Consider the following 11,032-nt stretch of genomic DNA (forward strand, 5'->3'; position numbering starts at 1 on the left):
GCTGTTCGGCGCCCGGGTCGAGCGGGACGGCGAGGACCTCGTGGTCACCGGCGGCGACGAGATCCTGGGCGTGGACCTCGATCTGTCGGAGGGAGGCGATCGTCGCCCCCATCGGCCGCTTCGCCGCGTACGCGTCGCCGTCGAAGGTGGTGGGGCCGAGCGCGAGGCCGGCCAGCGGCGGGACGAAGCGCATCACGGTGCCCGCGAGCCCGCAGTCGAGCGTCGTCGAGCCGAGCAGCTCCTCCGCGGGCTCCACGACCAGGTCGGCGCCGAAGCCGCCGGTCGAGCCGGACTCCCGGATCGTGGTGCCGAGCGAGCGCAGCGCCTCGATCATCAGGGCGCTGTCGCGGGAGTGCAACGGCGCCCGCAGCGTGGAGGGCCCGTCGGCCAGCGCAGCGAGCACCAGCTCCCGGTTGGTCAGCGACTTGGAGCCGGGCAGGCCGACCTCGGCGTCGAGAGCGCCGGCCGCGAGGGGTGCGGGCCAGGCGTCGTCGCCGGGGAGCGCACGGGCGTCGCCGTACGGATCGAACTCGGGAGCGGAATAACGCGAGAAGACCATCGGTTGTCAGGATAGTCGGCGCGCAGGGCGTCGTCAGGAGCGTGACGGAGGCGGAGCATGACGGCAGCACCCCCGGTCCTCCGGAGCAGCAGGCCCGTCGCCCGGAGGCGCCCTCGTGCCGCAACCCCGGTCGTCCGCCGCGCCGCCGCTCTAGAATCGCTCGTGATGACTCGCGACGACGAACCCCGCACCACCCCCGCCGACGAGGCTCCCGAGCCCGCCGACGCGGAGCAGACGATCGTGGAGACCGTCGAGGAGTCGCTGGACGACGCCCCGGTCGAGGCTCCCGTCGATCTCCGCTCCCTCTTCGAGCAGCAGGCGCTGCCCTTCATCGACCAGCTCTACGCGGCCGGTCTGCGGATGACGAAGAACCCCTCCGACGCGCAGGACCTCGTGCAGGAGACTTTCGCGAAGGCCTTCGGCGCGTTCCGCCAGTTCGAGCAGGGCACCAACCTGAAGGCCTGGCTCTACCGCATCCTCACGAACACGTTCATCAACTCGTACCGCAAGAAGCAGCGCGAGCCCTATCAGAGCGCGATCGACGAGCTCGAGGACTGGCAGCTGGGCGGCGCCGAGTCGACCACGGCCACCTCCAGCCGCTCGGCCGAGGCGGAGGCGATCGACCACCTCCCCGACACCGCGGTGAAGGAGGCGCTCCAGGCGATCCCGGAGGACTTCCGGCTCGCCGTCTACTTCGCCGATGTCGAAGGCTTCTCCTACCAGGAGATCGCGGACATCATGAAGACCCCCGTCGGGACCGTCATGAGCCGGCTGCACCGCGGCCGGCGCATGCTGCGCGAACGACTCACCGACTACGCACGCGAGCGCGGATTCCGCGCCGCATTCACTTCCGGGAGCACGAAATGACCGACAGCGGCTGCACGAAGGCGAAGGCCGAGCTCGAGGAGTACCTCCACAACGAGCTGTGCAAGGAGGACGCCGCCGACATCCGCGAGCACATGGCGGGATGCGTCGACTGCGCCGACGAGGCGAAGGTCGGCGTGGTTCTGACGGTCGCCGTGCAGCGGGCGTGCAAGGAGACGGCGCCGGAGGACCTCCGCGCCCAGGTGCTCGGCATGCTCCGCGACGAGCACGCCGCGCACTCCCAGGCGCCCGCCCGCCTCTAGGCGCAGCACGACCCGGGGAGCCCCGGCCGTTCGAGACCTCCCGCGCACCGCGGGCCCTCGAGGGGCCGGGGCTCCGTCGTGTCCGGCGGCCTCCGGTCGCCGCGGCACCCGCACGTCGCGAGCGCTTCTGCCGGTCTCTGCGGGCCTGCGGTCAGGCACGGTCCGCCCGCAACGCGACGGGCCCGCCGGAACACGAGGTTCCGACGGGCCCGACCGCGTCGTGCGGACCGCGGATCAGCGGGTGAGCGCCCGCGACAGCAGGTCCGCCTGCTCGGAGGCGTGCCGCTTGGCCGAGCCGGCCGCGGGGGAGGCCGCGGAGGGCCGCGAGACCACGCGCATGGACCGGCCCAGCTTCGGAGCGACCTCGAGGGCCATGAACGGCCAGGCGCCCTGGTTCTCGGGCTCGTCCTGCACCCAGACGAGCTCCGCGTCCGGGTAGCGCTCGGCGATGCCGCGCAGCTCCTCGATCGGCGCCGGGTAGTACTGCTCGACCCGGACCAGCGCGATGCCGTCGTCGGGCTTCTTCTCGAGCTCCGCCTTGAGGTCGTAGTGGACCTTGCCGGCGTGGAGCAGGACGCGCTTCACGGCGGAGGCGTCCTGGATCCGCGCGTCGTCGATCACCGGCTGGAAGCGGCCCGAGGTGAAGTCCTCGACCGGGCTCGAGGCGCCGCGCAGACGCAGCATCGCCTTCGGGGTGAAGACGATCAGCGGTCGGCGGGGCCGGGAGTAGGCCTGGCGGCGCAGCAGGTGGAAGTAGGACGCCGGCGTCGACGGGCGCGCGACGGTCATGTTCCGCTCCGCGCACATCTGCAGGTAGCGCTCGATCCGAGCCGACGAGTGGTCGGGGCCCTGGCCCTCGTAGCCGTGCGGGAGCAGGAGCACGAGCGACGAGCGCTGGCCCCACTTCTGCTCGGCGGAGGAGATGAACTCGTCGATCACGATCTGGGCGCCGTTCGCGAAGTCGCCGAACTGCGCCTCCCACAGCACGAGCGAGTCGGGCCGCTCCACCGAGTAGCCGTACTCGAACGCCATCGCCGCGTACTCCGAGAGCAGCGAGTCGTAGATCCAGAGCCGGGCCTGCTGCTCGGACAGGTTCATCAGCGGCAGCCACTCCTGGCCGTTCTCGCGGTCGTGGAGGACAGCGTGGCGCTGGACGAAGGTCCCGCGGCGCGTGTCCTGGCCGACGAGGCGCACCGGGGTGTCCTCGAGCAGCAGCGAGCCGAGCGCGAGCAGCTCGCCGAAGGCCCAGTCGATGGAGCCGGAGCGGCTCATCTCCTGGCGCTTCGCCAGCAGCTGCTGGAGCTTGGGGTGCACGGTGAAGCCCTCGGGCGGCGTCGTGAACGCGTCGCCGATTCGCGTGACGACCTCGGTCTTCACGCCGGTGACCTCGGGCTCGCCCGGGTAGTCCTCGCCCTGCTGCGCGTCGGGCAGCTCGAGGTCGGCCACGGAGTCGCCGTCGGCGGTGATCACGGGGATCGCGCCGGTCTGCGCGGCGTGGGTCTCGGCGAACGCGCGCTCCAGGCGGTCCTGGAAGTCCTGGTGGGCGCGGTCGTACTCCTCCTCGGTGATGTCGCCGCGGCCGACGAGCGCCTCGGTGTACAGCTTGCGGACCGAGCGCTTGGCCTCGATCAGGCTGTACATCAGCGGCTGGGTCATCGAGGGGTCGTCGCCCTCGTTGTGCCCGCGCCGGCGGTAGCAGATCAGGTCGATGACCACGTCGCGGTGGAACCGCTGGCGGTACTCGAACGCGAGCTGCCCGACGTGGACGACCGCCTCGGGGTCGTCGCCGTTCACGTGGAAGATCGGCGCCTGGATCGTCTTCGCGCCGTCGGTCGAGTAGATCGAGGTGCGGGCCTCGTGAGGGGGAGTCGTGAACCCGACCTGGTTGTTGATGTTGATGTGGATCGTGCCGCCGGTGCGGTACGCCCGCAGCTGCGACATCTGCAGGGTCTCGACCACCACGCCCTGGCCCGCCATCGCGGCGTCGCCGTGGACGAGGATCGGCAGCGTGGTGAAGGTGCCGATGGGCTTGCGGTCCTGCTTGGCGCGGACGATGCCCTCGAGCACGCCGTTCACGGCCTCGAGGTGCGAGGGGTTCGCCGCCAGGTAGACCGGGATCTCCTCGCCCGCCGCGCCGCGGAAGGTGCCCTCGGTGCCGAGGTGGTACTTCACGTCTCCGGACCCCTGGACCGTGCGCGGGTCCTGGGTGCCCTCGAACTCGCGGAAGATCTGGCCGTAGGTCTTGCCGGCGATGTTGGTCAGCACGTTCAGGCGGCCGCGGTGGGCCATGCCGATCGCGACCTCGTCGAGGTGCTCGTCGGCCGCGCCCTGCAGGACGGCGTCGAGCAGCGCGATGAGCGACTCCCCGCCCTCGAGCGAGAAGCGCTTCTGGCCCACGTACTTGGTCTGCAGGAAGGTCTCGAAGGCCTCGGCCTCGTTGAGCTTGCCCAGGATGCGCAGCTGCTCGTCGTGGCCCGGCTTCTCGTAGCCGCGCTCGAGCTTCTGCTGCATCCAGGCGCGCTGCTCCGGGTCCTGGATGTGCATGTACTCGACGCCGACGGTGCGGCAGTACGAGTCGCGGAGGATCCCGAGGATGTCGCGCAGCTTGAGCTGGCGCTTGCCGCCGAAGCCGTCCGTGACGAACTCGCGGTCGAGGTCCCAGAAGGTGAGGCCGTGGCTCTCGATGGCGAGGTCGGGGTGCGAGCGCTGCACGTACTCCAGCGGGTCGACGTCGGCCATCAGATGCCCGCGGACACGGAACGAGTTGATGAGCTCCTGCACGCGGGCGGTCTTGGAGACGCGCTCGGCGAGGTCGACGGCGATGTCCGTGGACCAGTGGATCGGGTCGTAGGGGATGCGCAGCGCGGCGAAGATGTCCTCGTAGAAGCCGCGGCCGCCGAGCAGGAGCTCGTGCACGATCTTGAGGAACTCGCCCGAGCCGGCGCCCTGGATGACGCGGTGGTCGTAGGTCGAGGTCAGGGTGATGGTCTTGCCGATGCCCAGCTCGACCAGCGTCTTCTCGGACGCGCCCTGGAACTCCGCCGGGTACTCGAGGGCGCCGGCTCCGATGATGCAGCCCTGGCCCTTCATCAGGCGGGGGACGGAGTGGACCGTGCCGATGCCGCCGGGGTTCGTCAGCGAGAGCGTGGTGCCCGCGAAGTCGCCGGCGACGAGCTTGTTGCCGCGCGCGCGCTTGACCAGGTCCTCGTAGGCCGAGAGGTAGGCCGTGAAGCTGAGCGTGTCGGCGCGCTTGATGCTCGGCACGAGCAGGGCGCGCGTGCCGTCGGGCTTGGGCATGTCGATCGCGATGCCGAGGTTGACGTGCGCCGGGGCGACGACCGCGGGCTTGCCGTCGACCTCGTCGTAGAACACGTTCTGGCTCGGGAAGTCCTTGAGCGCGCGGATGAGCGCCCAGCCGATCAGGTGCGTGAACGAGACCTTGCCGCCGCGGGTGCGGCGCAGGTGGTTGTTGATGACGATGCGGTTGTCGATCATCAGCTTCGCCGGGATCGTGCGGACGCTCGTCGCGGTGGGGATGCTGAGGCTGGCGTCCATGTTGGTCGCGAGGCTCTTCGCCATGCCGCGGAGCGGGGTGACGACGTCCTCGTCCGGCGTGGAGTCCTCGGCGGAGGGCTTGCTCACCGGAGCGTCGGCCGGGATCGGCTGCGCCTTCGGCTGCTTCGACGTGGTGCGGGAGGCGGGGGTCGACTCGGAGGAGGAGGCCGCGGCGGGATGGGTCACGGCGCCTCCGCCGCTCGACGAGACGCGCTCGGCGGCAGCGGCGGGCTTCGAGGCGGCGGGCGCGGGGGCCGCGGCGGGAGCCGGAGCCGGAGCGTCCTTGCCGGAGTTCGCGAGCTGGGCGCCGTAGCGCTCCAGGATGGGCCACCAGGACTCGTCCACCGAGGCGCGGTCGGCGCTGTACTGCTCGTACAGCTCCTCCACGAGCCACTCGTTGGCTCCGAAGTCCTCCGCGCCCTGCTCTGTTCCTGCTCCGGTCAACTGGCTCGACACAGCCGATCGCCCACTCTCTCCGTTGATTCGTCCTCGATCATCCGGACGGGCCCGTCGCATCCCTCGGCGCCTGCCACCGCGGCGGAGGAGGTCGTCCTCGCACCAGCGGGAACCGGTGCCGTCGCCTGGTCCCGTCCCGGTCGCCAAGCCTAGCCCCGTTCCCTGCACGGCCGACCCGGGGCCGCGCCGGAGTAGCGTTTCCCCCATGCGTTTCTCCGGCGGAACACCCTCAGGCGACCTCACCTATTCGGACGTCTTCCTCGTCCCCGGCCGCTCGTCGGTGACGAGCCGCCTCGACGTCTCGCTCGCCCCGGGCGACGGCACCGGGGCGACGATCCCCGTCGTCTCCTCCAACATGAACTCGGTCACCGGTCAGCGCCTCGCAGCGACGCTCGCGCGCCGGGGCGGGCTCGGCGTCCTCCCGCAGGACATGCCCCTGCAGGCGCTGGACGCCGCGATCCGCTGGGTGAAGCGCCAGCCGGTCGCCTTCTCCGGCGCCCTCACCGCCTCGCCGGCGACGACCGTGGAGGAGGCGCTGCGCATCCTGCCGGCCGTCGCCGGCCACGGCTTCGTGGTGCAGGAGGAGGGCGGCGCGATCCTCGGCTGCGTCCCGGCCTCGCGCCTGGCGACCGCGCTGCCGGACGCGCGCCTGGGCGACCTGGTCCACTCCGCCACGCCCTCGATCGACGCCGACGACGTGCCCACCGCGCGGGCCGCCTTCGACCTCATGGTGGCCGCCGACCTCGACTTCGCCCCGGTGCTGCACCACGGCGCCCTGGTCGGCACGCTGTCGCGCACCGGCGCCCTCCGCTCCACCGTCTACGACCCGGCGCTCGACGCGGACGGGCGTCTGCGCGTCGCGGCGGCGATCGGCATCAACGGCGACGTCGAGGCGAAGGCGCGCGCACTCGTCTCCGCGGGCGTCGACGTCCTCGTCCTCGACACCGCGCACGGCCACCAGGAGGGGATGCTCCGGGCGCTCCGGACGGTCTCCGCGCTCGATCTCGGAGTGCCGATCGCGGCGGGCAACGTCGTCACGGCCGACGCGGTGCACGACCTCGTCGACGCGGGAGCGGACATCCTCAAGGTCGGCGTCGGCCCCGGCGCGATGTGCACCACCCGGATGATGACCGCGGTCGGCCGCCCGCAGTTCTCGGCCGTCCTCGAGACGGCCGAGCGCGCGCACGAGCTGGGCGCCCACGTCTGGGCGGACGGCGGGGTGCGCTACCCGCGCGACGTCGCCCTCGCGCTGGCCGCGGGCGCCGCCTCCGTGATGATCGGCTCCTGGTTCGCCGGCACGATCGAGGCGCCGGGGGAGCTGCGCAGCGACGCGGCCGGCCGGGTCTACAAGGAGAGCTGGGGCATGGCCTCGGCCAAGGCGGTGCAGGAGCGCTTCGACCGCCTCGACGCGTACGAGCTCGCCCGCAAGCGCCTCTTCGCCGAGGGCATCTCCTCCTCCACCATCTACCTCGATCCGCTGCGGCCCTCGGTCGAGGACCTGCTCGACATGATCACCTCGGGGGTCCGCTCGTCCTTCACCTACGCCGGCGCCCGGAGCGTGGCCGACTTCCACGAGCGGGCGCACGTGGGCCTGCAGTCGGCCGCGGGCTACGAGGAGGGCAAGGCGCTGCCGGTCAGCTGGTGAGCGGGCGCCGCGTGCTAGAACCGAGCCCATGACCATCGTCGACAACGCCGTGTACGTCGACGGCCGCCGCATCCGGAACCCCGACTCGCTCGAGGACACCTTCGAGCTGATGCGCGACGAGCACGGCATGGCCTGGATCGGCCTCTACCGCCCGACGCGCGAGGAGGTCGAGGCGGTCGCCGAGGAGTTCGGGCTGCACCCGCTCGCCGTCGAGGACGCGCTGAGCGGGCACCAGCGGGCCAAGCTCGAGCGCTACGACGACGGGCTCTTCGTCGTGCTGCGGCCGGCGCGCTACGCGGACGCCGCCGAGACGGTCGTTTTCGGCGAGCTGCACGTCTTCGTCGGCCCCGACTTCGTGGTGACCATCCGGCACGCCGACTCCCCGGACCTCGCCCGCGTGCGCCGCCGCCTGGAGGAGGATCCGGCCCTCCTCGCCCGCGGGCCCGAAGCGGTGCTCTACGCGATCCTCGACCAGGTCGTCGACGAGTACGCGCCGGTGGTGTTCGGCGTCCAGGGCGACGTGGACGAGATCGAGGACCAGCTCTTCGGCGACGACTCGGACGACGGGCTCTCCGAGCGCATCTACCGGCTCTCGCGCGAGGTCATCCACTTCCAGCGCTCGGTGCAGCCGTTGACCGCCCTGCTGCACGAGCTGCTGCAGGAGTCGACGCCCGTGGAGGGGGAGCCCTCGCCCTCGCCGGAGCGGATCGAGCTGCGCCGCTCCCTCCGCGACGTGCTCGACCACACCATCCGCGTGACGGAGGCGGTCGACTCCCTGCGCGCGATCCTCGACAAGGCGCTCACGGTGCACTCGACGCTCGTCTCGCGCCGGCAGACCGAGACCGGGCTCGCCCAGAACGACGTGGTCCGCAAGATCTCCTCGTGGGCGGCGATCCTCTTCGCCCCGACGCTCGTGGCCGGCATCTACGGGATGAACTTCGACGACATGCCGGAGCTGCACTGGCGGCTCGGCTACCCCTGGGCGCTGGGCCTGATGGTGCTGTTCGGCTTCGCGCTCTACGCGGTGTTCAAGCGGAAGAAGTGGCTCTGAGCCGCCGCGTCGGAGCACGCCCGGCGGCGCTCCGCGGCGGGTAGACTCGGCGCCACAATGGACGACCCTCCCTCTGCGCATCCGGCCTGTTCCGCTCACTGCCGTGCTCCTCGGACTCCCGCTCGACGCTCCGGTGCCGCCGCTCCGCCGGCCCGCACCGTCCGGCCCTCCTCGCACCTCCCTCTCGTGACCGGGGGCGACCACCGTGGGAACTGAGTGGCTCCTCCTCGGCGTCGGCCTGCTGCTGACCCTGGGCACCGGCGTCTTCGTCGCCAGCGAGTTCGCGCTGGTGAACCTCGACCGGGCCGACCTCGAGGCCCGTCGCGACCGCGGCGAGACGCGCCTGGGCATGACCATCGCGGCCCTGCGCGTCACCTCCACGCACCTCTCGAGCGCGCAGCTGGGCATCACTCTCACGACGCTGCTCACCGGCTACACGATGGAGCCCGCCCTCTCGACGCTGCTCCAGGAGCCGTTCAGCGGACTCGGCATCCCGGAGGAGGCGCTCGCGCCGGTCATGACGGTGGTCGCCATCGTCATCGCGACCCTGCTGTCGATGATCCTCGGCGAGCTGGTCCCCAAGAACTTCGCCCTCGCTCTGCCGCGGGCGACCGCGAAGCTCGTCGTGCCGCTGCAGACCGCGTTCACGACGGTGTTCCGCCCGGCCGTCGCCCTGCTGAACGGCAGCGCGAACGCCCTGCTGCGCCTGGTCGGCATCGAGCCGAAGGAGGAGCTCTCGGGCGCCCGCAGCGCCGAGGAGCTCTCGAGCCTCGTGCGCCACTCCGCCAGCGCCGGACTGCTCGAGGAGGACACGGCCGACCTGCTCGGGCGCACCCTCCGCTTCTCCGCCCTCACCGCGGGCGACGTGATGACGCCGCGCCTGCGCCTGTCGACGGTCGAGCGCGCGAGCACCGCGCAGGACGTGCTCGACCTCGCCCGCACCACCGGGTTCTCGCGCTTCCCGATCACGGACGACGACATCGACGACATCGTCGGAGTCGTGCACGTCAAGCAGGCCGTCGCCGTGCCCCGCGGCAAGAGGTCCGACGTGCCGGTCACGGCGCTGCGCTCCGAGCCGCTCCGCGTCCCCGAGACCATGAAGCTCGATGTGCTGCTCACGGAGCTGCGCGGACGCGGCTTCCAGCTCGCGGTCGTCGTCGACGAGTACGGCGGGACGGCGGGCGTCGCCACGCTCGAGGACCTGGTCGAGGAGCTGGTCGGCGAGGTCGCCGACGAGCACGACCGCTCCCGGGCCGACGTGGTCAAGCTCCCCGGCTCCACCACCTTCCCCGGCATGCTCCGCCCCGACGAGGTCCTCGACCGCGCCGGCGTGCACATCCCCGAGGAGGGGCCCTACGAGACGGTCGCCGGATTCGTGATGAGCGAGCTCGGCCGCCTCCCCGCCGTCGGCGACCGGGTCGACGTCGAGGGCGGCTCGCTGCGCGTCGAGCGCCTGGACGGCCGCCGCATCGACCGCCTCCGCTTCACGCCCGACCCCGACGCGGATCCCGACGGGATCCCCGACCCGCTCGCCGACGTCGCCCGCGGACACCGCGGACGGAAGGAGTCCGACGATGAGTGACTGGGCCGGAATCGCCTGGCTCGTGGTGCTCCTCGCCGCGAACGCCTTCTTCGTCGGAGCGGAGTTCGCGGTCATCTCCGCGCGCCGCTCCCAGATCGAGCCCCTCGCGGAGAGCGGACGCCGCAGCGCGATCACCGCGCTCGCCGCGATGGAGCACGCCACACTGATGCTCGCGACCACGCAGCTGGGCATCACCGTCTGCTCGCTGTTGATCCTCAACGTGAGTGAGCCGGCGATCCACCACCTGCTCGAGGTGCCGCTGCACGCCGTCGGCATCCCCGACGAGCTCTCCGGCACCGTCGCCTTCGTCATCACGCTGCTGATCGTGTCGTTCCTGCACGTGGTGCTCGGCGAGATGGTCCCCAAGAACATCTCGTTCTCGATGCCCGACCGCGCCGTGCTCCTCCTGGCGCCGCCGCTCGTCGCCATCGCCCGGGTCCTCCGCCCGATCATCGTCGCCCTCAACGCGGTCTCGAACGGAGTGCTCCGCCTCTTCAAGGTGGAGCCCAAGGACGAGGCGAACAGCACCTTCACGCTCGAGGAGGTGCAGACGATCGTCGACCAGTCCACCCGCGAGGGCACGCTCCGCGACTCGACCGGGACCCTCCTCGCCGCGTTCGAGTTCACCGAGAAGAAGGTCCACGACGTCGCCCTGCCCCTCGACGGGATCGTCAGCCTCCCCAGCGGAGCGACCCCCGCCGACGTCGAGCGCGCCGTCGCCAAGCACGGCTTCTCGCGCTACGTGATCCTCGGGGAGGACGGCACCCCCGAGGGCTACATCCACCTCAAGGACGTCCTCGACCTCGACGGCGACACGGAGGGCGCCAAGTTCCGCCTCCCCGTCCCCGCCAAGCGCATCCGCCAGCTCGCCTCGATCTTCGAGGCCACCGACCTCGAGGACGCCCTCGCGATCATGCGGCGCACCGGCGCCCACCTCGCCCGGGCGTTCGACGAGCAGGGCCGCGCCACCGGAGTGCTGTTCCTCGAGGACATCATCGAGGAGCTCGTCGGCGAAGTCGACGACGCCACCCGCCGCTAGGCGCGGGCCGCGGAGGGG

7 protein-coding genes and 1 pseudogene are annotated in these 11,032 nt (G+C 71.7%); 6 read left to right on the plus strand and 2 right to left on the minus strand.

Features of this window, described 5'->3' with window-relative positions:
* Positions 1 to 559 (minus strand): annotated as a pseudogene (locus C5D04_RS16595) (hypothetical protein); the annotation flags it as partial.
* Between the two features lie 165 nt (positions 560 to 724).
* On the opposite strand from C5D04_RS16595, the gene C5D04_RS16600 reads away from it, so the two are divergent.
* Together C5D04_RS16600 and C5D04_RS16605 are read left to right on the plus strand one after the other, a co-directional pair.
* Entirely contained in the window at positions 725 to 1,426 is a 702-nt protein-coding gene (locus C5D04_RS16600; RefSeq protein ID WP_104224117.1) for a sigma-70 family RNA polymerase sigma factor, read from the plus strand.
* Positions 1,423 to 1,686 carry a zf-HC2 domain-containing protein gene (locus C5D04_RS16605; RefSeq protein WP_104224116.1) on the plus strand — a complete coding sequence of 88 codons (264 nt, stop codon included), beginning with the start codon at positions 1,423 to 1,425 and terminating at the stop codon, positions 1,684 to 1,686. The genes C5D04_RS16600 and C5D04_RS16605 overlap by 4 nt, the downstream gene beginning before the upstream one ends.
* A gap of 234 nt (positions 1,687 to 1,920) precedes the next feature.
* Here the strand turns inward: C5D04_RS16605 and C5D04_RS16610 are convergent, their stop codons facing one another.
* On the minus strand, positions 1,921 to 5,697 hold the full coding sequence (locus C5D04_RS16610; protein WP_181068290.1) for a multifunctional oxoglutarate decarboxylase/oxoglutarate dehydrogenase thiamine pyrophosphate-binding subunit/dihydrolipoyllysine-residue succinyltransferase subunit: 3,777 nt from the start codon (positions 5,695 to 5,697) through the stop codon (positions 1,921 to 1,923).
* A gap of 205 nt (positions 5,698 to 5,902) precedes the next feature.
* Here C5D04_RS16610 and C5D04_RS16615 point away from each other — a divergent pair, with 205 nt between their 5' ends.
* The 4 genes from C5D04_RS16615 (at position 5,903) to C5D04_RS16630 (ending at position 11,014) form a co-directional block, all read left to right on the plus strand.
* Entirely contained in the window at positions 5,903 to 7,342 is a 1,440-nt protein-coding gene (locus tag C5D04_RS16615) for a GuaB1 family IMP dehydrogenase-related protein (RefSeq protein WP_104232785.1), read from the plus strand.
* A 28-nt stretch (positions 7,343 to 7,370) separates the two neighbouring features.
* A complete protein-coding gene (gene corA, locus C5D04_RS16620) occupies positions 7,371 to 8,393 on the plus strand; it encodes a magnesium/cobalt transporter CorA (RefSeq protein ID WP_104224113.1) in 1,023 nt (340 codons plus the stop codon).
* A 205-nt stretch (positions 8,394 to 8,598) separates the two neighbouring features.
* Entirely contained in the window at positions 8,599 to 9,975 is a 1,377-nt protein-coding gene (locus C5D04_RS16625) for a hemolysin family protein (RefSeq protein ID WP_104225499.1), read from the plus strand.
* A complete protein-coding gene (locus C5D04_RS16630; protein WP_104224111.1) occupies positions 9,968 to 11,014 on the plus strand; it encodes a hemolysin family protein in 1,047 nt (348 codons plus the stop codon). Before C5D04_RS16625 ends, C5D04_RS16630 begins: the two co-directional genes overlap by 8 nt.
* Positions 11,015 to 11,032 lie beyond the last annotated feature (18 nt).

Source organism: Rathayibacter sp. AY1D2 (assembly GCF_002932695.1).
Classification (GTDB): Bacteria; Actinomycetota; Actinomycetes; order Actinomycetales; family Microbacteriaceae; genus Rathayibacter.

What these genes read in the sequence shown, in the direction of transcription:
- C5D04_RS16600 (WP_104224117.1), top strand. Translation starts at nt 725, where the DNA reads ATGACTCGCGACGACGAACCCCGCACCACCCCCGCCGACGAGGCTCCC.
- C5D04_RS16615 (WP_104232785.1), top strand. Translation starts at nt 5,903, where the DNA reads ATGCGTTTCTCCGGCGGAACACCCTCAGGCGACCTCACCTATTCGGAC.
- C5D04_RS16630 (WP_104224111.1), top strand. Translation starts at nt 9,968, where the DNA reads ATGAGTGACTGGGCCGGAATCGCCTGGCTCGTGGTGCTCCTCGCCGCG.
- corA (WP_104224113.1), top strand. Translation starts at nt 7,371, where the DNA reads ATGACCATCGTCGACAACGCCGTGTACGTCGACGGCCGCCGCATCCGG.
- C5D04_RS16605 (WP_104224116.1), top strand. Translation starts at nt 1,423, where the DNA reads ATGACCGACAGCGGCTGCACGAAGGCGAAGGCCGAGCTCGAGGAGTAC.